Below are 25,653 nucleotides of genomic sequence, written 5' to 3'. Positions count from 1 at the left end.
CGAACCACGACTTGAACAACGCCTGTGCCTGCTGCTCTAAATTATCATTTATCTGCCTGTTTTTGTAAAACAGATGATTCTTATTGTTATATGTATTGTATCTTATCCGCATTTTAATTAATGTATTTACGATGAGATAGTTTTACGTTATTTTGATTAACCATAGCATAATGCATGGTAGTATCAATTTTTACATGACCGAGTAGTTTCTGTACTTGTTCTACAGGCATTCCTTTGTCTATAGCCATTGTAGCAAGTGTTCGTCGGAATTTGTGAGGATGGACACGAGCTATTTTTGAAGAGTGTCCAATTTTACGTAGTCGAACCTCTACACCCGATATTTGCAGTCGATTATGTGGCTTGGCAAGAGAGACAAATAATGCTTTGTTTCTGTCTTTACGGGAGCTAAGATATTGTTGCAGATGTATTTTAGCTCTTGCATTGAAATATACTATTCGTTCTTTATTGCCTTTGCCAAAAACGATGCATTCTCGTTCGTTAAAATTGATGTCTTCTCGGTTTAGTTTTACTAATTCACCGACACGCATTCCAGTTGAGCATAAGAGATCAATCATTGCAAGGTCACGAATTTCCGTACAGTTATCGCGAAGGTGTTCGATGTTTTCATCAGTAAGTACCTCTTTGATTTGTGTGCCGGTTTTTACTTTATGGATTCTATGTATAGGACTCTTTATGATATAATCCTCTTCTTCAAGCCATGAAAAGAAAGAAGAAAAGATTCGTCGAATATTATCTATTGTCACTTTACTGGACTTATGCTTGCGTTGGAATACAGCCAAGTATGCTCGTATATCTTCTGTAGAATAGTTTACTACTTTTTTAGGCATAGTCTTGAAAAGTTGTTTGACTGTTGAACTATAATATTTGATAGTCGGAGTAGTACAGCCTTCAACTTGCTTTGCGGACAAAAAGATTTCAAGCAGACGGTCGTTTGTAGCAGCATTTTCATGCTCTTTCTCACCGTCTTTTGTAATGGTGTATTTACTTATAACTTGAAGTAATACTCCATTAAGTTGAGCCATTTGTTCTATACTTAAAACATCTGTCATCGCATTGCTAATTTCTTGAATCAAATTTTCTTTCATATTCTTCTATTATTGAGTTAATTAATAAATCGAAGAATATAGTAATATTTATTTGATTGTGAATCCTATACTAGATAATTGTTTGCGAATTTCTTCTTCGAGGTCATGGGATTGTGCAAATAAATCAGATAATTCAGAAGTCAAACGTTCCATTTTTTCTTGAAACGGTTCTCCGTCATCTTCTGTTTCTGCAATTCCTACATACCGTCCCGGGGTGAGGATATAATCTTGTTTGGCTACATCCTCTATTGATACAACAGCACAATAACCTTTTTCATTTTCTAAAGTTCCTGAATTGAAAGCATCAAAAGTACCCGCTATTTTCATTATATCTTCTTCGGATAATTCACGGAGTTTACGGGTAATCATGCTACCCATGTTGCGGGCATCAACGAACAATATTTTATTCGTTTGTTTTTTAGCCCGGTTGAGGAACCATAAAGAGACTGGAATACCTGTCGTATAAAAAAGTTGGGAAGGTAATGCTATGATACCTTCTATTAGATCTGCCTTTATAATATTTTCGCGGATAGTTCCTTCACCGCCTGTTTGCGAGGATAGAGAACCATTGGCAAGTACCATTCCTATACGTCCTTTGGGGGAAAGATGATGAATCATGTGTTGAAGCCAGGCAAAGTTGGCATTTCCAGCAGGAGGTATACCATATTTCCAGCGTACATCATCCTGAAGTTTGTTTGCTCCCCAATCACTTAGGTTAAACGGAGGGTTTGCTAGAATGTAATCAGCCTTTAGTGTAGGATGCTGGTCATCAAAAAATGTGTCAGCGTTGAATTTTCCAAGGTCAGGCTCAATGCCTCGAATCGCCAGATTCATTTGAGCCATTTTCCATGTAGTAGGATTGCTGTCTTGACCGAATACTGATATGTTATTGATATTTCCATGATGTCGTTCGATAAATTTGGCTGATTGTACAAACATGCCACCAGAACCGCAAGCCGGATCGTATACGCGTCCGCTATATGGCTGAAGTACTTCAACTAATGTACGGACAATACATGAAGGTGTGAAAAATTCACCGGCAAGCTTACCTTCCGCTTCTGCAAATTTGGAGAGGCAATATTCATAGGTACGCCCCAGTATATCTTTGCTGTCCCCATGTTCTTTCATTTGAACGTTTGTAAATAAATCTACGACATCTCCTAAGCGGCGTTTATCTAATTCTGGTCGTGCGAAGTTTTTAGGAAGAATCCCTTTTAAACGAGGATTTTCTTTCTCTATCAGTCGCATGGCATTGTCGATGACAGTGCCAATCTCCGGAGTATGCGCTGCTTCTGCTATGACCGACCAACGAGCCTCTTTGGGTACAAAGAAAATATGCTCATAGGAATATTCATCTTTGTCTTCCTCAAAGCCTTCTCCTTCATTTATAAGAGCTTGATGTTTTGCTTCAAAACTGTCTGATATATATTTAAGGAAAATAAGTCCTAAAACGACTGATTTATATTCTGATGCATCCATGTTGCCACGTAATAAATCAGCTGCTTTCCATATTTGTTTTTCAAATCCTAATTCGGCTGTATTTGTCTTTGCCATACTATTATATTTTTGTCATTGTGATTAATGTTTATGTACTCACTTTAAGTTCTCAGAAACTTTTAATGAGGTTGATGCAAAAGTAGAAAATAATTTCCATTGTGCTGTCGTACTTTAAATGAGAAGTAAATGTAGGCATTATTATTGATGTAATTGTTATAGTTGGAGTAAAATTTATTCTTTTGGTTGTTAGAATATGCAGAAACTCCTATTCTAACAAAAAAATGATTTGCAATGAACATTCTAATGCAAGTTTAATACTTCGCTTAACTTATCTCCAATAATTTTCTTCTCATTACTACCGATAGTAGACAATCTCACCAACGGAATTCCGTACAACTCTAAGATATGATCCTTTTTAATATCGCGTTCTGATTGACTCGTCCCCGATTTGTGGAATGTATAACCATCTGTTTCAATAGCCAATACCGGTTGTTTACTCACACGATTATAAATTAGAAAATCAATATGAGTATTTATATTTGCAGCATATTTGCTTTCCTCTTCATTCAATAGAGAATAATCCTGAATCAACATATAGAGTGGTAAATGACAAATGATATTCAAATGACGCATATTGATATTCTCTTTCAGGATATCCTCGAGTAAGGCGAATGTAAGATTCTCGGAATCATATTCGGATATTTTTTTGTGCTTCTTCAAATAGGCTATTCGGGCATCTGTATATTGCTCATATAGATAATCGAATATAGAATGAATCTTACTGGTGGAAACAGTGCCATTGTTATATTCGATATAAGCGATCAAATCGCTGATATTGCAGTCTTTGGGTTGTTCGTTTCCCGATACGACTAAATAGAATTGTGACTTAGCCCGTGAAACAGCAACATTGAGCAGGTTGGGATCGTCGGAAAAGGAAGTGATGACATCGTCGACAGTGGTCATAATGATAGCATCCTTTTCTCTTCCCTGAAATTTGTGGACTGTTGCAACATCAATATCCTCTTCAAGTGCGGATTTTACTGCATCTACTTGTTTGTTATATGGAGCTATGACGCCAATTTCATCTGTTTCATAAGATAGATTCGGTAGTACTTCTTCTTTGATAACATCTATTTCCCGTTGATTCATGTGGCTGCGGGAGTGGTTACCTTTGGCTGTCCGTATGGCACAAATGACATCCTCTTCTCCTTTATCACGTGTCATGATGACAAGATCTCCACCATAAAATTTCTGATTACAGAAGTTGATGATTCGAGGATGGCATCGATAATGTTCCCGTAACAAGGTCTGCGGTACATTTGGAATAACTTTGCAGACGGATTGCAAAAAACTCATATTGGCACAATCATATTCCGGTTTAATCAGGCACGCATTGGCGATAAAGTTTAGCGTTTCCTTATTTTCTTCCGTGACCACATTGGGAAGTTGCATGGTGTCACCGACAATGATTGCATTTTTAGCACATGACAAGGCTAAAGCTCCGGTTTCAACGGAAACCTGTGACGCTTCATCCATAATGATATAATCATATACGGCATCTCGTTGCAGACTGCTTAATGATGAAAAGGTAGTACTTAATATAATAGGGTATTCTTTTTGTACCTCTCGCCAATTATTTTTTAGATCAGGGAGCGTAAAGATGGGCTTGTCATGATTATTGCCATAGGTATGAAATAACTGATTCTTTAGAAATTTCATTGATGTATCGGCCATTTGTCTAGCCATTTCTGCTGCATCTTTGTTGGCAAGCTCCTTTTCTAATGTGTCTATTTCGACTTCCAGCTCTGCATACTTTGTTTGGTAGAATAAGATTTGGAAGTCGGCGATAATCAAACTCATCTCCCGTTTATAGAAACCTTTATCGGGGATTTTACAAATCGTTTTGCTCCTGAATTTAAAGAAGAACCATTTCAACCGTTGAATAAAAGCTGCTATTCCCCGAAGACTTGATGATTGTTCTTTTTCTGCAAATTGTTGACATTCATTCCATAAATTCAGAAGGTCTGCCGAGCTGGAATTTTTCCGTTGTTGGAGAGTAAATTCTTTTGTTCCGAACTCTTGCAGATAATGTTGCCACTCTATTTTTAAAGCTTGTATTTCCTGTCTTGCCATGGCAAGGCATTCCTGTTTGGAAAATATGCTTTTTAGTTCTTCTGTCTGATGATGTATCTGATTGAGAAATTGAGGTTGGTCGGCATCCGTATCATGCCATGACTCAAAGTGCTCCGGATATTGTTTTTCCTCTTCTTGAGTTTCGATGAATTTCTCTTTGTTAGCTGTGCTGCCAAGCAATGCAACAATGAATCCCATATCGTATTTGGATAACTTCTCAAGTACATTGACAATGGCGGAGTTATTATTAGATACTACCTGAACAGTCTTACCACGCACAAGGATATTGGCAATGATGTTCAGAATCGTTTGTGTCTTTCCGGTTCCCGGAGGTCCTTGCACAACGCTGATTTGATTCTCAAAAGCTGCCTGGACTGCTTTTTGCTGGCTTGCATTACAACCGAAAGGAAAAATCAAGGTTGAGGCAGTCTGGGTCTGCATTTTATATTTTTGAGGATTCAGATATACAGCAATAGCTCTGTTGTTTGCGATGAAATGAATCTTTTCATATTGTTTTGCCAATAGCTTCGTTCCGTCATCAGCTTTCAATTCGTTCGCATCGGCAACTTTCTTCAAATATTCGAATATACTTTTCGAACGACTCTCTCCCAAGCATGATTCGATAATTTCTAAGTCCTTTTCTCTGTAATCATACTCTTTACCATTCTGAAAACAAATGTGCCAATAGCTGTGTGATCCGGCCTTAAAAATAGATAAGGCTTTGATGTTTGATAAAGTTCTCCCTTTACTGATTATTTGATAATTATTGGGGGCCGGTTTGTCCGGATCAGTCAGCCAAAGGACATTTTCTTCTTTGTAAGTATACGCACTAGGAACATTTCGGAATACTATCTTATAGTTGCCATTATGATTTTGGCAGCTTTCTATTTCGGGAGTCTTGATTTGACCTTTTATAATAACCAGATTTTCGGAAGTATCTATCATAGGCTTGTGTGTAAATATAATAGGTTGTGCTGTTGTTTTTATTTATTATTTGGGATATAAAAGTAAGAATATTTTCCAGAATATCAAAACTGAAGTAGAAAAAATAGTGAATGACTTTATTCAGCTTTATATTGTTATAAATATAGAGTGAGATTCGGTTTGGGAGTATTGAACGTGATAAAAGAGATTTGTTTTGCCAATGAAATCATTATCTTTGCAAGGTATATATTAATGAACAAGGAGTATATTATGCTTGCATACACATATATTGAACACGGAAAGTTTGAGTTACAGGAGAAAGCGAGACCGGAAATAAAGGATTCACGGGATGCAATCGTGCGTGTAACACTTGGTAGCATCTGCACCAGTGATCTTCATATTAAACATGGCAGTGTGCCGCGTGCTGTGCCCGGAATAACTGTCGGGCATGAGATGGTAGGTGTGGTAGAACAAGTAGGGGCTGATGTCACTTCGGTGAAGCCTGGTGACAGGGTGATTGTGAATGTCGAAACTTTCTGCGGTGAGTGTTTTTTCTGTAAGCATGGATATGTGAATAACTGTACTGATCCTAATGGCGGTTGGGCTTTAGGTTGCCGAATTGATGGTGGTCAGGCGGAATATGTCAGAGTTCCTTATGCAGATCAAGGTTTGAACCGTATTCCTGATACTGTGAGTGATGAACAAGCCTTGTTTGTCGGTGATGTACTTGCAACAGGTTTTTGGGCAGCACGTATCTCGGAAATTATCGAGGAAGATACTGTTCTGATTATCGGTGCCGGACCTACCGGAGTTTGTACTTTGCTATGTGCAATGTTGAAGCACCCTAAGCGTATCATTGTCTGCGAAAAGTCTCCTGAAAGAATTCGGTTTGTCCGCGAGCATTATCCTGATGTGTTAGTAACGGAGCCTGAAAATTGCAAGGATTTTGTGATTCAAAACAGTGACCATGGTGGCGCAGATGTTGTTTTGGAAGTAGCGGGGAGTGATGATTCTTTCCATTTGGCGTGGGATTGTGCTCGTCCTAATGCTGTTGTCACCATAGTAGCCCTCTATGACCAGCCGCAACTTCTTCCTTTACCTGATATGTATGGCAAGAACCTGATTTTTAAAACAGGGGGAGTGGATGGTTGTGATTGTGTCGAGATTCTCAAACTGATTGAGGAAGGGAAAATTGATACTACTCCTCTTATTACGCATCGATTTCCGTTGAATGAGATTGAGGAGGCTTACCGTGTCTTTGAAAACAAGTTGGATGGGGTTATTAAAGTAGCTATATCAGGAAATAAATGAAAATTAAATAGAAGTCACATATGAAGAATATACTGATAGTGAGCAATAGTGATACGTGTCGCAGTCGTATGGCGCAGGAGATTTTAAACTCGTTCGGTAGAGGTATGAAGATTAGTACTGCTGGTGTTTTGGTTGGAAATTCTGTCCCGGATGTTGTTTGCCTGGTGATGGAACAGAATGGATATGACTTTTCACGTAGAAAGCCTTGTGATGTTGCTACGTATACCCAGCAGACATGGGATTATGTTATTACTCTTTGTCCGGAAGCGGAGGAAGTGCAAAAGGGAATGCAGGGGGTAGTGAGAAAATATGTTTCTTTTAATTTTGCAGATCCTTTTCGGGGAGGTATTCATGCCGATGATGAACAGGAAGAACGGGTGGTGGCACTATATGACGCTATGCATAAAGAATTGTATGAGTTTTTTCGGAGTGAATTAATGGAGAAACTCTTGCCTCGCTGTTCTTGTGGGGCGAATACATATTGTAGGTGCGAGTAGGAATATATATGTGTGTCGTCCGGTGATGATGGTAGAGTTGATTAATCTTTAACACGAAGTTGCCAGAAAGCGATAGCGGATGCGGCAGCTACATTGAGTGAATCTACTCCGTTTGCCATAGGGATGCGAACCACATAGTCCGCCTCGGTAATTGTTTCGTTTCGAAGACCGTCACCCTCGGTTCCCATCACAATGGCTAACTTGGGTTCGGTCGCTAAGACGGGACTACCAATAGAGATTGATTTTTCTGTAAGTGCCATAGCGACTGTGCGGAATCCCAGTTTATGCAATTCATTGGGAGAACCATCCAACCAAGCCCATGGTATCAGGAAAACAGATCCCATTGAAACTCTGACTGCACGTCGGTTCAACGGGTCGCAAGAATTGCGTGTCAGTAATATGGCATCTATCCCAAGAGCGGCTGCAGAACGGAAAATAGCTCCAATGTTGGTAGTGTCTACCACACCTTCAATGACTGCGATACGCCGTGCGCCTCTACATATTTCTTCTACACTTTTCGATGTCGGGCGGTGCATGGCACAGAGGACGCCGCGTGTGAGTATATATCCGGTCAATCTGGCAAGCAGTTCTCTTGCACCCGTATAGACAGGTATATCACCACAACGTTCAATGATGTCAGCAGCATCACCAGTGATATGCTTCTGCTCGCATAAAAGAGCTAAAGGTTCATAACCGGCATTTAGAGCTACATTAATAACTTTCGGACTTTCTGCAATAAACAGTCCCTTATCAGACTCGATACGATTACGTAGTTGAGCTTCAGTGAGAGTACTGAATATTTCTATTCTGGGATCAGTTAAGGAATGTATTTCTATAATGGGCATAGGATTTCTTACAACTATCTACTTTATTATATCAAATTATACCAATGATTGCATCTGCTTTTTATTTGCCGATGCAAAAATGTTGAAAGATATTCTGAAGCACCATATCATTCGTAACCTCACCCGCTATGTCCGAAATGAAGAAGATACACTCTCGTATGTCTTGCGAAAGAAAATCCCCGGAAATCTGCGAATCAAGTCCGTTTTGTACTCTATGAATAGCTTCCAAAGCTTTATTTAAAGCTTCGTAATGCCTTACATTTGTCACAATAATATCATTTTGTGTCACTGTAGGCAAGTGTGCGGCATCAATAAGCATTTTTTGCAGTTCACTTGTGTTCTCTCGTTGTTTGGCCGAGATGAAAATAGATTCCGTAGATTCTTTGGGGAAGTCTTTTAATAAAGATAATAAATTCTCTTTCTGTTTGTCTTCGATCAAATCCGCCTTATTAAATACAACAATCAAATGTTTTCCTTCACAACGCGGAATAATCTTCTCTGATAACTGTTCGATTTGAGAGGCAGCATTCACGGCATCTACCATCCAAAGGACAATCTCTGCCTGATCTAACTTTTGGAAAGTACGTTCGATACCGAGACTTTCGATCGTATCATTGGTTTCCCGGATTCCGGCAGTATCAATGAATCGAAAAGTGATTCCTCCGATGTTGATAGTATCTTCGATCACATCACGCGTTGTCCCGTGGACATCACTGACAATCGCTTTGTCCTCATTCAATAATACATTCAGTAAAGTCGATTTTCCGGCATTCGTTTCACCGATAATAGCTACAGGGACCCCGTTCTTAATAGCATTACCAACACTAAAAGAATGAGCCAACCGCGAAATGACCTGTTCGATTTCATCTGCTAGCTTCCTTAATGCTGAACGATCGGCAAATTCAACATCCTCTTCGCTGAAGTCCAGTTCCAGTTCAATCATAGAGGTGAAATTCAGCAATTTGTTACGTAACTCCGTCAATTCTCTGCTGAAACCACCTCGCATCTGGCTCATAGCCAAACGATGAGTGGCAGCAGATGAAGAAGCGATCAAGTCCGCCACAGCCTCTGCCTGACTTAAATCCATCTTTCCGTTGAGGAAAGCACGTTGCGTATACTCTCCCGGTTGGGCCATGCGGCAACCGTTCTTAATAAGCAACTGCATCACCTGTTGAAGAATATAAGAAGAACCATGGCACGTGATTTCCGTACTATCTTCTCCTGTGTATGAATGAGGAGCACGGAAAAGACTGACGAGCACTTCGTCAATAATCTCGTCCCCGTCATAAATACGTCCGAATGTCAAAGTATATGGTTTTTGTTCACTCAATAATTTGCCAGTCTTGGCGGGCTTGAATATGCTGCCGGTGATAGAAATAGCTTCCGGACCGGAAACGCGGATGCTTCCGATAGCACCGCCCTGGGCGGTAGCGATAGCGCAGATCGTATCTTGATTCATTGTTTTTTCTTTTTGGATGAGCAAAGATAATTGTTTCTAAGTAAAAAATAGAAAATTGAGCACAACTTGTGCTTTATTTGTTTATATTTGCTGCCGTGCAGTGGTACACCAAACAAAATAAAACAATAATGCTTATGGAACCAGCGATCAATTTATATTCTCCAAATGAGAAAAGCGAGCTCATACGGGAAAACTATCAGGAAATACTTTCTGTGCTTGCAGCTCATCAAATAGCTTTATGGGAGTATGATATCATTACGGGCAAATGCTCTTTTTCAGAATTGGGGCAGGAGGCTATCAATAGTTTCATCCGTGAAAGCCCGGATTTGATACTGATGGATATTCGTATGCCGGTGATGGACGGTATTCAGGCTACTGAAAAGATCCGTACGATTTCTTTGACCGTGCCTATTATTGCAGTGACTGCGTATGCTTTCTATACCGAACAGCAACAGGCTATTCAAGCCGGATGTAACGCCGTTATTTCAAAACCCTATTCTTTGGAGAGGCTAAGAGAGACGATAGAATCTTACATCGGATAATTAATTTTCTAAAAGAGAACCAACATTCTGAATATTGTAGTGTTACTATTATAATAGTAGTAACATTATAATAGATTTGAATATGGAGAAAGTGAAAAAGATAGTCCTTATCGGAGCAAGTGGCTTTGTTGGTTCTGCTCTTCTGAACGAGGCTTTGAATCGTGGTTTCGAAGTTACAGCAGTAGTTCGTCATCCGGAAAAGATAAAGATAGAGAATGAAAATCTGAAAGTGGTGAAAGCCGATGTAGCCGTGCTTGATGAAGTGGCCGACGTTTGTAAAGGTGCGGATGCCGTTGTTAGTGCGTTCAATCCGGGATGGAATAATCCTGATATATACGATGAAACCATTAAAGTTTATCTGACTATAATTGATGGAGTGAAGAAGGCTGGCGTCAATCGTTTTCTGATGGTTGGTGGTGCCGGTTCTTTATTTATCGCTCCGGGCTTGCGTTTGATGGATTCCGGCGAAGTGCCCGAAAATATATTGCCGGGAGTGAAAGCCTTAGGAGAGTTTTATCTGAACTTCTTGAAGAAAGAGAAAGAAATAGACTGGGTGTTCTTCTCTCCGGCAGCAGATATGCGTCCGGGAGTGCGTACAGGACGTTATCGGTTGGGAAAAGATGATATGATTGTAGACATCGTAGGAAACAGCCATATCTCTGTCGAAGATTACGCTGCCGCAATGATTGATGAATTGGAATATCCGAAACATCATCAGGAGAGATTTACGATTGGTTATTGATAAAAAATCAGATTAAAAATAATTGTGTGATAAAGTGACGCTATCCTTCTCGGATAATGTCACTATAATCGTATTATAGCGTTACTATCACGGCGTCATAGTGATACTATGTTGAAGATAGGCTAAATGATAAAAATGGACTGTCTAACAAGTCCCTTATTAAGAATTTCCCCCACGCTATAACTATTTGTAGCGTGGGGGAATTTCAATATTTAGAACTCGTTAGGCAGCTCTATAATTCTATTCTAACGATTACAATTTTATTCTTTCAGAAGAGTGTACCTCTATATTCTGTCAAGTACAGTTTTAATCAGTGTATCAATTGTATTTTTATATCCTGTATTGGCCTCTTTAATAAGTCGGTTGGCTATCACCATGCAGACGGTCATAGCCTTGTGCCCCATCAACCGGCTAAGTCCTGCCAAAGCCGAACTTTCCATTTCGAAGTTGGTAATCTTATAGCCTTTATATTCGAAAGATTCAATCTTATCATTCTGTTTCGGGTCTGCCAATGGAACACGAAGCTCACGTCCCTGCGGACCAAAGAAACCTCCGGCAGCGATTGTTACTCCACGTACCATGTCCTCTTTGGCAATCCGGTCAATCAGTTCTTCGCTGGCATCAATGACATAAGGAGCAGGCGCGCACATATTTCCCGACCAACCCATGTGATTGAGGAACGCACGCTCAAAAGGTAAGTCGCATACAGCATTTCGTCCGGCATAGAAATTCAGCAATCCGTCAAAGCCGATAGACTTCTGCGAACACACAAATGTTCCGACAGGAGTGTTGGGCTGTAAGCCGCCACATGTACCGATGCGTACTAATTCCAGCTGGCGGAACTGATCCTTTTCTTCGCGGGTATTAAAATCTATATTGGCGAGTGCATCCAGTTCATTCATTACGATGTCGATATTATCGCAGCCGATTCCTGTAGAAACCACTGTAATCCGTTTACCTTTATAAGTACCTGTGATGGTTTTGAATTCGCGGTTTTCCACTTCACATTCTTTGTTTTCGAAATGAGAAGCTACGAGTGCTACACGTCCGGGGTCACCTACCAGAATTACTTTGTCTGCCAACCATTCGGGCTTTACGTGAAGATGGAATACTGAACCGTCTTCATTGATAATCAATTCAGAGGATGGAAAGTACTTTTTCATGTTATTGAAGGGTTTTAGTTTTATAATAGGATTTGTATCTATAAATAGAAACGCCGGAACCAGATTTAAGTTCAGAAGAAGCCACTATCTTTTTCCTTTAGAAAAGGGGAGTGCGTCTTATAACTGAAATGAAATCGGATTCCGGCGTTTGTGAACGATTATTTGCTCAATGGCTGATTGCCTGCATTGCCCGTTGCCGGCTTGGCGATATTCTCGCGCATGGAGGTATCAGCTTCAATATTCTTCATGCGATAATAATCCATGATGCCTAAGTTGCCGCTGCGGAAAGCTTCAGCCATCGCTTTAGGAACTTCAGCTTCTGCTTCGATCACTTTGGCACGGGCTTCCTGTGCTTTTGCTTTCATTTCCTGTTCGGAAGCAACTGCCATGGCACGACGCTCTTCGGCTTTTGCCTGTGCGATGTTCTTATCTGCGTTAGCCTGGTCAATTTGCAGAGCCGCACCGATATTTTTACCTATATCGATGTCCGCAATATCAATAGATAAGATCTCGAAAGCCGTTCCTGCGTCCAAACCTTTACGAAGTACAAGTTTAGAGATCGAATCCGGATTCTCAAGGACCGATTTATGGTTTTCAGAAGAACCGATAGATGAAACGATACCTTCGCCTACACGGGCAAGGATCGTATCTTCACCTGCACCACCGACCAACTGACGAATGTTGGCACGTACCGTAACACGTGCTTTGGCTATCAGCTGAATACCGTCTTTTGCAACAGCCGTAACAGGAGGCGTGTCGATCACTTTCGGGTTTACAGACATCTGTACAGCTTCGAATACGTCACGTCCTGCAAGGTCGATAGCGGTAGCCATCTGGAAAGGTAATTCGATATTCGCTTTCGATGCGGATACCAAGGCGTGAACCACCTTTTCTACATGTCCGCCAGCCAGATAATGGGCTTCCAGTTCATCACGGGTAATGTTTTTCAGACCGGCTTTGTGAGCCTCGATCATTCCCGGCACGATGATGTACGGCGGAACGTTACGTATACGCATTAAAAATAGTTGTATCAGCGAGATGTTAACTCCCGACACTTTTGCCGACAACCAGAGGAAGAACGGCACGTAATGGAAAAATATTATCAAGAAGATAATACCTCCAGCTATCAGAAAGATAGGCAAGTAGAAAGATGATTCCATTGATGTTATTATTAAGTGAATATTATTCTTTGTGTTTTTCAACCATGATTGTACCGTCGGTGATACGGCTTACAATAATCGGAGTCTTTTCATTGAGGAATCCGTCTATTGACTTTACTTCCACAATTTTTTCGTTTATCTCGGCATAACCGATTTGTGCCAGACGTGTGGTGCTGATTCCTGTATCACCCACTTTAACGCTGTCTTCTGCGCTACGGTCTACTTTCGAATCAATATCCTTTTTCAATGCCAGTTTGTCCAGCATCTTCGATCGCATAAACCAGATCAGTGATCCGATGCAGGCAATCGCCGATATGCCAAGAGTGATAAATCCTCCTGCCATACCTAAATTGGCAAATGCATAGTAGTTGGCATAAAGAATACAAACCAATGCAGAAATTCCGGCCAGGCTAATGCCCGGGATGACGAACAGTTCTACCAGAAACAGTATGACTGCGGCAATAATGAGAACGGCGATAATGAGTATATCCATAGTTCAGAGTTATTAATTTATTTTGTTTTTTCTGCATTACGTACATTCACTTCAAGAGTATCCAGTTCTTCGGACATTTGCAATACCCGCTTTTCGAGGTCGAGGATGGCAGGAGCCATTTTCTCTTTACCCTGTTGGTTGGCACCGGCATATTGTTGACGCAGGCTATTCAGCTTTTCTTCTTGCTGATAATAGTCTTTCTCCATCTGCTGGTAACGCTGGAAAAGTGACTTTGCTTTTGCGGATTTAAAGTCGCTCATCAGATAGTAAGTCGTATGATCGTCAATGACAAATTCAAAGTCCATCGCACGACGTTCTTTTGGCTTATGACTGATGGCAGCTTCCAGACGTTGCAATGCTTCGGTTACAGCTTGTTTGTCTTTCCAGGTTTCTTTCAGTGAATGAATCTGTGCCAGGCGAATAATCTGTTGCTGTTCCATTGCCTCATAATTATAAGTCTGCTTGGAAGTATTAGGAATGAATACATAAATGCATACCTTTCCTTCGGGTTGGAAACGGTCGGAAGCAAACCATCCGAGGTTGTTGTATTCATCAATGACGTACATATAATCATTGTACGGCGAATTGAACGGCATACCTACGTTGTCCGGAACAAGATAAGTGTCGGTATTCGTGTTGTAACGGGTGACAAAGATGTCGTAGCCACCCAGTCCTTCACCATCGCTGGCATAGTAAACGGTGACCCCGTCCGATAGAACGAACGGATAATTTGCGTTTCCGGAAGCGTTGATGCTACCCGGTAACGGGCGTCCGTCACTCCATTCATTCAGCAATTTGTTTTTTGAGAAGATGTCAAGATTACCGTTCTCGCCCTTTTCGCTATAATAGATTTTATTTCCAATTTCTGTTTCATAGACAGTTCCCGGATGATCTCCTTCTGTCTTGAAAAAATCATTGAAGGTAAACAATTTACCCGATTCTTCACTAATCTTGTATGCATGGAGGAAAGTCGCTTTGTCTACAACGAAGCTGTCAATGATACATACATCTTCCACTCCCTTCAACATCCGGAGGTCAGCTTTGCTCTTTTCCAGAAGTTTCTCCGCTTCTTCCGTCGATTTCTTGCGTTTACTTAAATCTGCGATATATTCCTCAAAACAGTTTACAGCATCTTCGAAACGATACGTTTCATTATATGCTTGTCCCAGATAGAGTTGTCCACTGGTAACACGTTTCTTCACTGCTATCTCAAGAGGTTTCACGGCTTCTTCCGCTTCTCCGGTTTTCAGGCAACATACGCCATACCAATAGTTATAATTCCCGTTCGACGGTTGTGATTTAGCATACTTTTTGAAGACAGGCTTGGCTTTTTCATAATCACCCTTAGTGAATAAGGTGCGTGCCTGTTCCAGTGTTTGTGCAGATACTTCGCAAAGGAAGAGGCTGCAAATTAAAAATAGAATATATTTTCTTTTCATCGTTTTGAGCGTTTATGAGTGACGGGTAGATTGAAAACATTGCTGCTTTCGGGCACCGGTCCATTTATCAATTGTTCAAAAGTACAAATTTATTAGAAATAAACCCTTTTTCAGTGATTCTATTATGTTAATTCTTCTTTAAATCATTCTTTTCGCTTACTTTTGCAGCCGATTTTCAAAGATATGACACAATTTACGGAAGAAGAGAAAGCCATTCGCCGCATTGAACGGCGGTTTAGCAAAGGAGTGGTGCAATATGGATTGATAGAAGAAGGAGACAAAATCCTTATCGGACTGTCAGGAGGAAAAGATTCGTTGGCGCTTGTTGAACTGTTGGGTAAACGCGCACGTATCTATAAGCCTCGTTTTTCTGTCGTTGCCGTTCATGTAGTGATGAAGAATATTCCTTATCAGAGCGATACAGAATATTTGAAAGCGCACTGTGAAGCGTATGGAGTTCCCTTTGTACAGTATGAGACTGTCTTTGATCCTGCTACCGATACACGTAAATCTCCCTGCTTCCTCTGCTCATGGAACCGCCGGAAAGCCTTGTTCACTGTTGCCAAGGAGCACGGATGCAATAAAATCGCTCTTGGTCACCACATGGATGATATTCTGGAAACTTTATTGATGAATATCACTTATCAGGGAGCATTCAGTACAATGCCGCCCCGGTTGGTGATGAAGAAGTTTGATATGACAATTATCCGTCCGATGTGTCTGGTTCACGAAGCCGATTTGGTAGAATTGGCGGCTTTGCGCCATTATCAGAAACAAGTGAAGAATTGTCCTTATGAATCGCAGTCCAGCCGCAGTGATATGAAAGGTGTTTTGCGACAACTGGAAGCGATGAATCCAGAAGCTCGTTATAGCCTTTGGGGCAGTATGACTAATGTACAGGAAGAATTATTACCAGATAAAATAGATTAATTTGAATAGGTTATTATGAAAGGATTCTATACCATTTTGTTGCTGATCGTATCCAATGTCTTTATGACATTCGCTTGGTACGGACATTTAAAGATGAAACAGGAGTACAGCTGGTTCGCTGCTCTTCCGCTGATCGGTGTGATTGCGTTTAGCTGGGCAATCGCTTTTTTTGAATATTCCTGTCAGATACCGGCTAATCGCATCGGCTTTATAGGCAATGGAGGCCCGTTTTCGTTGATGCAACTGAAAGTCATCCAAGAGGTGATAACACTTGTTATTTTTACAGTGTTCACTACTATCTTCTTTAAAGGTGAAGCGTTACATTGGAATCATTTGGCGGCGTTCGTTTGTTTGATTGCGGCGGTGTATTTCGTGTTTATGAAATAAATTTTTAAGGAATATAAGATTATAGGATAAGTGCTATACTTTGTTAGACTTATCCTATTTTCGTATTACTTGATAGATTTAAAAACCTTATCAATGCATCGCTTCTTCTGTTCCATGTTTGGATGAACATAGAGATTTAATGTAGTAGTGATATCTGAATGTCCAAGTATTACACTTACAGTTTTGTAGTCGCAATTGCTTTCAATGCAACGTGTGGCGAAACTGTGGCGCGCAATGTGGAATATACACGGCAAAGCAAGCAACAGCGAACAGGTATAGATTAAACGTAAACCGTTAGGAATAAGCGATATTTCGGTATTTTGCGAAGTTGAAAAAATGCAAACGACAACGGAATATTGAGGTTGTTCAGTTACCAAACCGTTAGCCGGGCAGTTACCGAAACGGGAACAGGTAACGGAAAGCGATGAAAAGAAATCCCCACCGTTTTGTTTGCGTTAATACACAGTGTTTTGCGCATCAAGGGACGCTTATATGGCAAGTAAATTTGCACTTAAAAATATAAGCGTATGAAAGTAGAAAAATTCAAGGTGCTGCTCTACCTCAAAAAGAGCGGACTGGACAAGTCGGGCAAGGCTCCCATCATGGGACGCATTACCGTCAACCGCACGATGGCGCAGTTCGGATGCAAGCTGTCATGCCCTCCCGAACTGTGGAATCCCTGTGAAAGCCGTCTGAATGGCAAGAGCAAGGAGGCGGTGGAAACCAACACCAAGATTGAGAAACTGTTGTTGGCGGTAAACAACGCCTTTGACAACCTTGTGAGCCGTAAAATGGATTTCGATGCCACCGATGTGAAGAATCATTTTCAAGGAAGTATGGAAACGCAGATGACACTCATGCGAATGACTGATGTTGTCTGTGACGACCTCAAAGCCCGTATTGGTATTGACCGTGCGAAAACTTCTTACTCGACTTATCATTATATGCGTCTGACACTTGGTGAGTTCATTGGGCATCAGTACAAGGTCAAGGATTTAGCATTTGGGCAGCTTACGGAACAGTTCATCCATGACTATCAGGTTTTCGCTATGGAGAATAAGGGTTATGCAATAGATACTGTCCGACATCACCTTGCCATACTGAAAAAAATATGCCGTCTGGCTTATAAGGAAGGCTATGCAGACAAAATCCATTTCCAGCATTTCACCCTGCCCAAGCAGTCGGATAAAACCCCACGGGCATTGAGCCGTGAATCGTTCGAGAAAATCCGTGATGTGGAAATTGAACCGCATCGTAAATCTCACATACTGGCAAGGGATATGTTTCTCTTCGGGTGTTATACCGGGGTCTCGTATGCGGATGTGATATCCATTACCGATGAGAACTTGTACACGGACGATAACGGAGCGTTGTGGCTGAAATACCGCAGGAAGAAGAACGAACATCGGGCAAGCGTGAAGTTGCTTCCCGAAGCGATTGCACTGATTGAAAAGTATCACAGTGAGGACAGGGACACATTGTTCCCTTTACTACGCTGGCCTAATCTTAGAAGACACATGAAGGCGTTGGCGGCATTGGCTGGCATCAAGGATGATTTGTGCTATCATCAGGCGAGGCATAGTTTCGCCTCGCTGATAACGCTCGAAGCGGGTGTGCCGATTGAGACCATCAGCCGGATGCTGGGACATTCCGACATTTCCACCACTCAAGTATATGCCCGTGTCAGTCCGAAAAAACTCTTCGAGGATATGGACAAGTTCATAGAGGCGACACAAGATTTCAAACTAACCCTATAAATCCAACAACAATATGCGAAGCACATTTTCATTATTGCCATATATTAACCGCAGCAAGGTGAGGGCTGACGGTACGACCGCCGTACTCTGCCGTATAACCATTGACGGCAAGCAGACCGCCATAAGCACAGGTATCTATTGCCGCCCCGAAGACTGGAACGGCAGGAAGAATGAGATAAAGACCGTCAGGGAGAACAACCGCTTACGGGAATACCTGCGTCTGACTGAGGAAGCCTATACCGAGATACTTAAATCGCAAGGAGTGGTCAGTGCGGAAATGTTGAAGAACCATATTTCCCTGAATAATATCCATCCGACTACCTTATTGCAAATGGGTGAATGGGAACGGGAGCGGTTGAAGAAACATTCCGAGGAAATAGATTCCACTTCTTCCTACCGTCACTCCATGTATTATCAGAAATACCTGACGGACTTTATAGCGTCAATCGGGAAAAAGGAAATTCCTCTTGAAGAAGTGACGGAGGATTTTGGCAAGTCCTATAAAGCTTTCCTGAAGAAGTGCAAGAATTTCAGCTCTTCCCAAACCAACAAATGTATGTGCTGGCTTAATCGTTTATTGTATTTGGCAGTCGATAAGGAGATTATCCGTGTGAACCCCTGCGAGGACTTGGAGTATGAACCGAAGCCGGAGGCAAGGCACAGGTACATCAGCCGCGATGAGTTCAAAAAGATACTTTCCACCCCGATGTATGACAAGCGTATGGAACTGGCAAGACGGGCTTTCATCTTCTCGACCCTGACGGGACTGGCGTATGTGGACATCAAACTTCTTCATCCCCATCATATCGGGACGAATGCGGAGGGCAGACGGTATATCCGCATCAACCGCAAGAAGACAAAGGTGGAGGCTTTCATACCCTTACATCCCATAGCGGAACAGATATTGTCGTTGTACAACACAACCGATGATGAGAAGCCCGTGTTTCCTCTCCCAAGCCGTGATTCACTTTGGTTTGACATCCACGAGATGGGTGTTGCCATAGGCAAGGAGGAAAATCTGAGCTATCACCAAAGTCGGCACAGCTTCGGAACTTTCCTGATTTCAGCGGATATACCGATTGAGAGCATCGCCAAGATGATGGGACATTCCAACATCAGAACTACTCAGGGGTATGCACGGATAACCGATGATAAAATCTCCAAAGACATGGACAAACTGATGGAGCGAAGAAAGAAAATATCGGCTGGCGAAAAGAAAGAAAACAGTATATAATCATCATAAAATAAAGGGATTATGAGCAGAGAAATAATAACAATCAGTAAAATGGGAGCGGTCACCGTACCGACAGCCCCAGTGTGGATGACCCAGTTCGAGATAGCCGACCTGTTCGGGGTGTTCTCTTGCAATATCCGCAAGATGATACAGGCAATTTACAAGAACAAAGAGTTGAACGAAACTGATACGATGAAGTATATCAAGCAAACTGACGGCATCAGTTATGATGTGTATAATTTTGAAATGATTATAGCCATCGCTTTCAGAATATGTAGCAAAGAGACCCTTTTGTTCAGGCGGTTCGTAATAAATGAAATCTGCACCACCAAGAAAGGAATCCCGGTTACATTGTTTGTTTCCTATGGTAAGAATGGCAACCTATGGTATAGTCGAGGTTCTTCCCGTCAGCCACCTGTTCCCGATGCACGGATGCAAAGGTAGCGTGTGGCTCTGACAGCATTGGCAAGGTCGGGCGGCATAGCCGTTTCGGGCAGAATCTTCCTCAACGGGGTTGAGCGTATTCAGCCCGAAAACCTTGCCCCTGCCAACCACACGCATTTTGGGCATCCGGCAACGGAAACAAGCGACTGACGGGAAATCAGAAGAAAGAGAAGGAACGGCTTACAGACGAAGCTAAACATTGATGCTTCATCCGTAAGCCGTTCCTTTTTTATTGTACCATTGCTGTCGCAAACATAGGGCAGACGGCAAACTGCGCTCTTTCAAGAAAATCAGATAGCCGTCTGTCGGTAGGCGGTACGGTAGCTGTCAGTCAGCATCCTTTCGATGTCGGACTCTCGGTAGAGGATTTTGCCGCCCAACTGAATGTAGGCTATCCGCCCTTCGTTGCGGTAATCCTGAAGTGTTCGGCGGCTCACTTTCAACCGTGCCGACACCTCCTTGTCCGTGAAGAAACGCTCCCCGTTCAGTGTCGGGCGGTAGCTGGCAGTCAGATGCTCTACGTTGTCCAGCAGACGGTCAAGACTGCCCATGAAGTGGATTATCCACTCGTTGTCTTTGTTAATCAGTTCGTTCATATTACTCTGGATTTAGTGGAATTATTGTCATTACTCTATTCGGTTATCAGATTGTCCTGCCTTTGAACTTTGCTTCCTTCCGTCTGTCCTCCACGATGGAGACGATACGTTGCACATCTTCGGGACGGTAATAGGTCTTGTGGTTGATTTGGCTGTATGCCAAAGTCCCATTGTCCCGAAGCGTCTGCAAGGTTCGTGGGCTGATATTGAGCATCCGGCATACGTCCTGATTATCCATCCACTCGCTCATTTTCTTTTCGCCGTGCCGATGGCAGATGGCATCCATACGGCAGACGAAGCGGTCGAACTTGGCGACCAGCTCCTCAAAGGTCTTTCTTTCGATTGATACGATTTCCATATTGTCTTTTTTTAGTTGTTACTGTTTCTTATGCCGCAAAGGAATGTATAATCCGTTACTTGACAATGGGTTTCCCGGAAGTGGTAGCATGTTGCGCTGATACGGTAGTCATTGTCCGTGATACCGACTTTTCCTTTGGCGGCTATCATTCCTTCTCCCGCAAAGAAATACATAATCCGGCATCCGGCAATGGATTCAATTTGGTCTGGCAGCAAGTGGCACAGGGTGGTAGAGGTTGGCACAGGCATGGTTCACCGATTGCCCAATCCGCCCAGTCCTTAGCCCTTAATTCCTATATTTAATAAGGACACCACAGCCCAAATAAGAGCTTAATTCAAAATCACCCGTAACTAAACCTTTTTCCCTTTCGGTTATATACATCCGGCAAAACGGTGAAGTCTGCACCGTTATTTCTATCACCATAAAGCAAAACCATACAAAATTGCCTAAGAGAACCCAAGTGCTTGACAGACTGCACTGAAGCATCTTACTTTGCTCCCGATAATCGGTCGAGGTGCTTACCAAGACCACAGTTAATAACTTAATCAATTTGTTTTTTACAATGAAGAGAGAACCAAGCATTACAGAGCAGCAGGCTCGTGAAATCGTGGAAAAGATGGGACGCAGGGAATCCTACACTCCCAAGTCGATGAATGACATCTACAGGCGTATCGGCCTGGAGCCGGATGAGCCGGAACAGCCCGGCAAGACCGTCACGGAAGAAACGGAGACCGCTATGGCGGATGAACCGTCAAGTGAGGCGGTCGGGGAAACAGCAATGCCGCAGAAGCGTGTCAGCAGCAAGCAGCGCAGGCTGTCGCTGGAGGAGTACCGCGCCACCTATCTCCAAGTCCCCAAGATTATCAACCGCAAGCCCGTGTTTGTCAGCGAGACGGTGCGTGACGAACTGGACAGGGTTGTCCGCTTCCTCGGAGGAAAGGGTATGAGCGCATCGGGGCTGATTGAAAACCTCGTCCGCCTGCACCTCGACACCTATCGGAACGACATCGAGCAGTGGCGCAAGCTCTGACGGGATTACAGAAAGTCGGTTAGGCTGGTGAATACACTTCATCGGCTTAACCGATACCCAAGATGAGTGATTACACTCGGAAAACAATCCGACAAGCGGAGGATTGTTATGTCTTCAAAGACATAGCAAGATATATTTTCAGTTACCCGAATAATTCTAAGTAACTGAAAACACCTTCACCGCCGTGGGCAGAATTATCCTCCGCAGTCGGATAATTTCGGGGTTCATTAATCAAAGATTAAACAATGGACAAGCCATAAAATTGAAAAAATAAGAAGTATGAAAAAGAAGAGCAAGTACGGGAGAAATCCCAAGTTGAACCCGAAGACGCACTGCGTGATGGTGCGCTTCGATGATGTGGAATGGAACAGATTCCTGACGATGTACGAGGAATCTAACGTGTACGCGAAAGCCGTCTTTCTCAAGGCGCACTTCTTCGGACAGAAGTTCAAGGTGCTGAAAGTGGACAAGACGCTGGTGGACTACTACACCAAGCTGTCGGATTTCCATGCCCAGTTCCGTGGCATAGGCACGAACTACAATCAGGTCGTCAAGGAGCTGCGCATCCACTTCTCGGAGAAGAAGGCGATGGCGTTGCTCTACAAGCTGGAGGAGTGCACCATCGACCTTGTGAAGCTGAGCCGGGAGATAATGGAGCTTTCAAGAGAAATGGAGGCTAAGTGGCAACAAAGACGGGATGATTCTATGGTATAGCTGGATGTCCCTTTGGTTCGCAGTTCGGCAAGTGAACGAAGTCCGACGGGTAACTTCATTGCCGACCATGTCATTGTCGGACATCTGTTAAGAATAAGAACTAACTGAAAGGGATGAAAATATAGTAGAATCAAGTATCTGGCTTTCTAACTGATAAATAGAAATCTAGATACTTGATTTACAAACTAAATATATTTGATACTCTTTTTGCAAGAATAGTCTACCTGTCAATCCATTCTTTAAGCCTCTGCGCCTTTTCCTTGCTCACTTGTATTTCCGTCTTCGGATAACCTTTCAAACGGACAATCAACTTTCCTCCAAAATAATTACCGAGGAACAAAACGTGCTCTACATTGATGATATATTGGCGGTTTGCCCGGAAGAAATAGTCCGGGTTCAGTTGGTGTTCAAGTTCATCCATTGACACATTGACCACTTCGGAAGTGCCATTGTTGAGACGAAGATGTACAATCTTGTTTTCTGTTTCGATATGGTTGATGTCCGAAACTCGCACGGTCTTATATCCGTCACGATAAGGAAGCAGGAAACGCTCCCTATAACGGAACTTGCTCTTCTGTAAGGCGTCAAAAAGCTGTTGCAAGTTTTCGTCGGTATAATTCTTTCCGGCTTTGACTGCCTTGTCAATGGCCGCTTCAAGTTCATCCGGATCCAGCGGTTTCAGAAGATAGTCAAAACTGTTGAACTTGAATGCCTGTACTGCATATTCATCGTATGCGGTGGTAAATATGATGGGAACGGTTGCCTGGGCATGTTTAAGAGCCTCGAAACTCAAACCGTCAGTTAGCCGGATATCAGCAAGGATGAGGTCTGTGGTTTTGCCAGATTGAAAGAATTCGACTGTTTCTTTGATGCTGGCAAGCGGACCTTCAACAATAAATGTTCTGTCAATATCGTTCAGCAGCCTTATGAGGCGTTTGGCATTGCGCTGTTCGTCTTCAAGAATCAGTATTTTCATAAGGGTTGATGTTTTTTATGATGGGCAGACTTACCGAATAGAAGTTTTCGGCATTCTCTATCTTGACCTTTTTATCACAAAGTAAAGCATATCGTTCTATGATATTTTTAAGTCCTAAACCGGTTGATTCGATTGGGGACATCAAAGGTCGTTTCAGGTTGCAGACGGTTATGTAATCATCGGACAACTTTATGTTGATAACCAACGGATGTTCAGATGAAAAGCTGTTGTGTTTTATTGCGTTTTCTACAAGAAGCTGCAATACAGCCGGAGGAAGAAAACCTTTGCATTGTCTGACGCCCGGACTTACTTTTGCAATGACCCCTTCGTTGTGGCGTACTTTCATCAAATACAAGTATGAATCAAGAAACTTGATTTCGTCGGCAACGGGTATCAGATTGCGGTCCAGATTGGTGATGATGTATCGGTACACTTTCGATAGGTTACTCAGGAATTTTCCGGCAAGCTCGGTATCTTCCTCAATCAGTTCCAGCAGGTTGTTGAAGTTGTTGAACATGAAGTGCGGGTTGATTTGCAGTTTCAGCGAGTTGAGTTGCGACTGCAAGGCGATCTCTTTTTCCTTCATCAGCGCCATTTCGAGTGCTTGTTTCTCGTCGCGCACCTTGATGTAAGACTGAAGGTAGAAGGAGTTGGCATAGACGCTTGACAGGAAGGTAGATATCATGGCAAAGGTGTATGCGCCTTTCATGTTGAGGAGTTCGTCGAGAAGCCCGTTGTCGGTTTCGTCCCATAGGAAATTGAACAAGGTTATCATACCGAACGCAACGATATTGTTCAGTGCCATTAGGCAGGATGCATAGACCATTCCCCACACGTAGGATGTCCTGAACGGCAATACCCTGAAGACCAGAAAACAGAATCCTAAGGATATGTAGGTAAAAAGCATACACAGCAGAAAATCGACCATGTAATCAGCGATTGTCATTCCCGGCAATTGGTCGATGGTCTTGTCATCGAGTATAAACCACATGACAAGGTAGAATACATAGGAGACGGCAGATAGCAACAGGCCGTTCTTCCAACTCATTATTTTCATTTTCACTTGGGTCATATCGGGTGCAAAGTTACTCTTGATTCGGCAAAGATAAGGCTTTACTCCTTTGGTTGATAGGATAAACAGGCTGAAACGGATAAAATTACTATCGAAACGATAATAACTATTGGTGAAATACACATTGTATTTGTTAAAACCGATCTGCACTTGAAAGATTATCCTTTTTTCGGTCTTAACTGTCAGTTTGGATAGTTCGGACTTTAATTTATCCGCTTCGATACTCTTTGAATTGCAAGAACTTTTATAGGGGTATAATTTTGCATCTCAAAAAAAAGTGTATGAAAATTGAAACAGAACGTCTTGTAATCAGAGACTTTCAAAAGAGAGACGTTGTTGGACTTTTGGAATATCTTTCAAATCCTCGTGTGAATTGCTTTGCCGCCGACCGCCTTTGTTCTGAAGAGGCGGCATTCGTATATATGCAGTATTCCCAAAAAGATATGCAACGCTATGCAGTGAGTTTGAAAAAGGAGGACTTTATAATCGGTGATGTTTTCGTTTTGCGTGAAAATGAAGATACTTACAATGTGGGCTGGCATTTCAACAAACGTTTTGAGGGCAAAGGATTAGCTCGTGAAGCGGTTATCGGATTGTTGGATTATCTTTTTCGGGAGGCGGGTGCACGGCGTATCTATGGATTTGTGGAAGATGACAATATTCGCTCCAAACGCTTATGCGAACGCCTTGGTATGCGCCGCGAAGGATGCTTCAAGGAATTTGTGACATTTATAAACAATCCTAACGGCACCCCGAAATATGAAGATACCCGTGTTTATTCCATTCTAAAAAAAGAATGGAATTCAATCAGTGCTAAATCAATTACGAATAATTAAGAACAAGA

Annotated in this window: 26 protein-coding genes and 2 pseudogenes; 14 read left to right on the top strand and 14 right to left on the bottom strand. The window is 42.3% G+C overall.

All coding sequences use genetic code 11. The annotated features are described in order from the left end of the window. Positions 1 to 113: 113 nt before the first annotated feature. The 3 genes from xerA to DW173_RS08085 all read right to left on the bottom strand — a co-directional run bounded on the left by xerA (position 114) and on the right by DW173_RS08085 (position 5,681). On the bottom strand, positions 114 to 1,106 hold the full coding sequence (gene xerA, locus DW173_RS08095) for a site-specific tyrosine recombinase/integron integrase (RefSeq protein ID WP_004304867.1): 993 nt from the start codon (positions 1,104 to 1,106) through the stop codon (positions 114 to 116). A 48-nt stretch (positions 1,107 to 1,154) separates the two neighbouring features. Next, positions 1,155 to 2,660: a type I restriction-modification system subunit M gene (locus tag DW173_RS08090; protein ID WP_004304868.1), complete on the bottom strand. Its 1,506-nt coding sequence runs from the start codon at positions 2,658 to 2,660 to the stop codon at positions 1,155 to 1,157. A gap of 243 nt (positions 2,661 to 2,903) precedes the next feature. Further along, positions 2,904 to 5,681, bottom strand: coding sequence for an AAA domain-containing protein (locus DW173_RS08085; RefSeq protein WP_120144246.1), 2,778 nt, complete (start codon positions 5,679 to 5,681; stop codon positions 2,904 to 2,906). 249 nt (positions 5,682 to 5,930) lie between these two features. On the opposite strand from DW173_RS08085, the gene DW173_RS08080 reads away from it, so the two are divergent. Together DW173_RS08080 and DW173_RS08075 are read left to right on the top strand one after the other, a co-directional pair. Continuing rightward, positions 5,931 to 6,971 (top strand): alcohol dehydrogenase, encoded by a 1,041-nt coding sequence (locus DW173_RS08080; RefSeq protein ID WP_369904593.1) that lies wholly within the window; start codon positions 5,931 to 5,933, stop codon positions 6,969 to 6,971. Between the two features lie 20 nt (positions 6,972 to 6,991). Beyond that, complete coding sequence (locus tag DW173_RS08075) at positions 6,992 to 7,468, top strand: low molecular weight phosphatase family protein (protein WP_120144243.1); 477 nt, start codon at positions 6,992 to 6,994, stop codon at positions 7,466 to 7,468. Positions 7,469 to 7,509: 41 nt separating this feature from the next. Here the strand turns inward: DW173_RS08075 and DW173_RS08070 are convergent, their stop codons facing one another. Further along, positions 7,510 to 8,313, bottom strand: coding sequence for a TrmH family RNA methyltransferase (locus DW173_RS08070; protein ID WP_120144242.1), 804 nt, complete (start codon positions 8,311 to 8,313; stop codon positions 7,510 to 7,512). A gap of 61 nt (positions 8,314 to 8,374) precedes the next feature. Then, positions 8,375 to 9,772 carry a tRNA uridine-5-carboxymethylaminomethyl(34) synthesis GTPase MnmE gene (mnmE, locus tag DW173_RS08065; protein WP_074708038.1) on the bottom strand — a complete coding sequence of 466 codons (1,398 nt, stop codon included), beginning with the start codon at positions 9,770 to 9,772 and terminating at the stop codon, positions 8,375 to 8,377. A 284-nt stretch (positions 9,773 to 10,056) separates the two neighbouring features. Here mnmE and DW173_RS24110 point away from each other — a divergent pair. Both DW173_RS24110 and DW173_RS08055 read left to right on the top strand, forming a co-directional pair. Beyond that, positions 10,057 to 10,314: pseudogene (locus DW173_RS24110) on the top strand (response regulator); the annotation flags it as partial. Positions 10,315 to 10,396: 82 nt separating this feature from the next. Continuing rightward, the gene (locus tag DW173_RS08055; RefSeq protein ID WP_004316487.1) at positions 10,397 to 11,056 is read left to right on the top strand and encodes an NAD(P)-dependent oxidoreductase; all 660 of its coding nucleotides are present in this window, start codon (positions 10,397 to 10,399) and stop codon (positions 11,054 to 11,056) included. A 284-nt stretch (positions 11,057 to 11,340) separates the two neighbouring features. Here DW173_RS08055 and DW173_RS08050 read toward each other — a convergent pair whose 3' ends face one another. From DW173_RS08050 to DW173_RS08035, 4 genes are all read right to left on the bottom strand, one after another. Further along, positions 11,341 to 12,219, bottom strand: coding sequence for a nucleoside phosphorylase (locus DW173_RS08050; RefSeq protein WP_120144240.1), 879 nt, complete (start codon positions 12,217 to 12,219; stop codon positions 11,341 to 11,343). A 158-nt stretch (positions 12,220 to 12,377) separates the two neighbouring features. Beyond that, a complete protein-coding gene (gene floA / locus DW173_RS08045; protein WP_004316484.1) occupies positions 12,378 to 13,379 on the bottom strand; it encodes a flotillin-like protein FloA in 1,002 nt (333 codons plus the stop codon). Between the two features lie 22 nt (positions 13,380 to 13,401). Next, positions 13,402 to 13,872: an NfeD family protein gene (locus DW173_RS08040; protein WP_117811626.1), complete on the bottom strand. Its 471-nt coding sequence runs from the start codon at positions 13,870 to 13,872 to the stop codon at positions 13,402 to 13,404. Between the two features lie 17 nt (positions 13,873 to 13,889). Further along, positions 13,890 to 15,311 carry a tetratricopeptide repeat protein gene (locus DW173_RS08035; protein ID WP_087323495.1) on the bottom strand — a complete coding sequence of 474 codons (1,422 nt, stop codon included), beginning with the start codon at positions 15,309 to 15,311 and terminating at the stop codon, positions 13,890 to 13,892. A 183-nt stretch (positions 15,312 to 15,494) separates the two neighbouring features. Between DW173_RS08035 and DW173_RS08030 the strand changes: the two genes are divergently transcribed. Both DW173_RS08030 and DW173_RS08025 read left to right on the top strand, forming a co-directional pair. Next, entirely contained in the window at positions 15,495 to 16,241 is a 747-nt protein-coding gene (locus DW173_RS08030) for an ATP-binding protein (RefSeq protein ID WP_120144238.1), read from the top strand. A 15-nt stretch (positions 16,242 to 16,256) separates the two neighbouring features. Further along, a complete protein-coding gene (locus tag DW173_RS08025) occupies positions 16,257 to 16,628 on the top strand; it encodes a DMT family protein (RefSeq protein ID WP_004304892.1) in 372 nt (123 codons plus the stop codon). 65 nt (positions 16,629 to 16,693) lie between these two features. On the opposite strand, the pseudogene DW173_RS24395 reads toward DW173_RS08025, so the two are convergent. Next, a pseudogene (locus DW173_RS24395) lies at positions 16,694 to 16,870 on the bottom strand (tyrosine-type recombinase/integrase); the annotation flags it as partial. A gap of 285 nt (positions 16,871 to 17,155) precedes the next feature. Between DW173_RS24395 and DW173_RS08015 the strand changes: the two are divergent. From DW173_RS08015 to DW173_RS23950, 4 genes are read left to right on the top strand one after another with little or no spacing between them, the layout of a single operon-like run. Beyond that, on the top strand, positions 17,156 to 18,385 hold the full coding sequence (locus DW173_RS08015) for a site-specific integrase (RefSeq protein WP_004313905.1): 1,230 nt from the start codon (positions 17,156 to 17,158) through the stop codon (positions 18,383 to 18,385). A gap of 13 nt (positions 18,386 to 18,398) precedes the next feature. Then, positions 18,399 to 19,619, top strand: coding sequence for a site-specific integrase (locus tag DW173_RS08010; protein WP_004313906.1), 1,221 nt, complete (start codon positions 18,399 to 18,401; stop codon positions 19,617 to 19,619). Between the two features lie 21 nt (positions 19,620 to 19,640). After that, positions 19,641 to 20,063 (top strand): hypothetical protein, encoded by a 423-nt coding sequence (locus tag DW173_RS08005; RefSeq protein WP_004313907.1) that lies wholly within the window; start codon positions 19,641 to 19,643, stop codon positions 20,061 to 20,063. Positions 20,064 to 20,066: 3 nt separating this feature from the next. Next, positions 20,067 to 20,213 carry a hypothetical protein gene (locus DW173_RS23950; protein WP_008770397.1) on the top strand — a complete coding sequence of 49 codons (147 nt, stop codon included), beginning with the start codon at positions 20,067 to 20,069 and terminating at the stop codon, positions 20,211 to 20,213. Between the two features lie 140 nt (positions 20,214 to 20,353). Here DW173_RS23950 and DW173_RS07995 read toward each other — a convergent pair whose 3' ends face one another. Both DW173_RS07995 and DW173_RS07990 read right to left on the bottom strand, forming a co-directional pair. Further along, on the bottom strand, positions 20,354 to 20,659 hold the full coding sequence (locus DW173_RS07995; RefSeq protein ID WP_005822096.1) for a helix-turn-helix domain-containing protein: 306 nt from the start codon (positions 20,657 to 20,659) through the stop codon (positions 20,354 to 20,356). A 46-nt stretch (positions 20,660 to 20,705) separates the two neighbouring features. After that, positions 20,706 to 21,017 carry a helix-turn-helix domain-containing protein gene (locus DW173_RS07990; protein ID WP_004312622.1) on the bottom strand — a complete coding sequence of 104 codons (312 nt, stop codon included), beginning with the start codon at positions 21,015 to 21,017 and terminating at the stop codon, positions 20,706 to 20,708. Between the two features lie 65 nt (positions 21,018 to 21,082). On the opposite strand from DW173_RS07990, the gene DW173_RS07985 reads away from it, so the two are divergent. The 3 genes from DW173_RS07985 to mobA all read left to right on the top strand — a co-directional run bounded on the left by DW173_RS07985 (position 21,083) and on the right by mobA (position 22,761). Beyond that, a complete protein-coding gene (locus DW173_RS07985) occupies positions 21,083 to 21,319 on the top strand; it encodes a hypothetical protein (protein WP_005822095.1) in 237 nt (78 codons plus the stop codon). A 260-nt stretch (positions 21,320 to 21,579) separates the two neighbouring features. After that, a complete protein-coding gene (locus DW173_RS07980) occupies positions 21,580 to 22,047 on the top strand; it encodes a DUF3408 domain-containing protein (RefSeq protein WP_004312623.1) in 468 nt (155 codons plus the stop codon). A 279-nt stretch (positions 22,048 to 22,326) separates the two neighbouring features. Continuing rightward, positions 22,327 to 22,761, top strand: a complete 435-nt coding sequence (gene mobA / locus DW173_RS07970) for a conjugal transfer protein MobA (RefSeq protein WP_004312624.1) — start codon at positions 22,327 to 22,329, stop codon at positions 22,759 to 22,761. 220 nt (positions 22,762 to 22,981) lie between these two features. Here mobA and DW173_RS07965 read toward each other — a convergent pair whose 3' ends face one another. Continuing rightward, on the bottom strand, positions 22,982 to 23,737 hold the full coding sequence (locus tag DW173_RS07965; protein ID WP_004312625.1) for a LytR/AlgR family response regulator transcription factor: 756 nt from the start codon (positions 23,735 to 23,737) through the stop codon (positions 22,982 to 22,984). After that, positions 23,718 to 24,809 carry a sensor histidine kinase gene (locus tag DW173_RS07960; RefSeq protein ID WP_168044615.1) on the bottom strand — a complete coding sequence of 364 codons (1,092 nt, stop codon included), beginning with the start codon at positions 24,807 to 24,809 and terminating at the stop codon, positions 23,718 to 23,720. Before DW173_RS07960 ends, DW173_RS07965 begins: the two co-directional genes overlap by 20 nt. A 281-nt stretch (positions 24,810 to 25,090) precedes the next feature. Between DW173_RS07960 and DW173_RS07955 the strand changes: the two genes are divergently transcribed. Beyond that, entirely contained in the window at positions 25,091 to 25,645 is a 555-nt protein-coding gene (locus tag DW173_RS07955) for a GNAT family N-acetyltransferase (RefSeq protein ID WP_004312627.1), read from the top strand. Positions 25,646 to 25,653: the final 8 nt, after the last annotated feature.

The sequence above is a fragment of the Bacteroides sp. AM16-13 genome, assembly GCF_003602705.1.
GTDB classification, from domain to species: Bacteria; Bacteroidota; Bacteroidia; order Bacteroidales; family Bacteroidaceae; genus Bacteroides; species Bacteroides xylanisolvens.
Note: the sequence above shows the minus strand (reverse complement) of the source record. Positions and strands in the feature narration are given on the sequence as shown.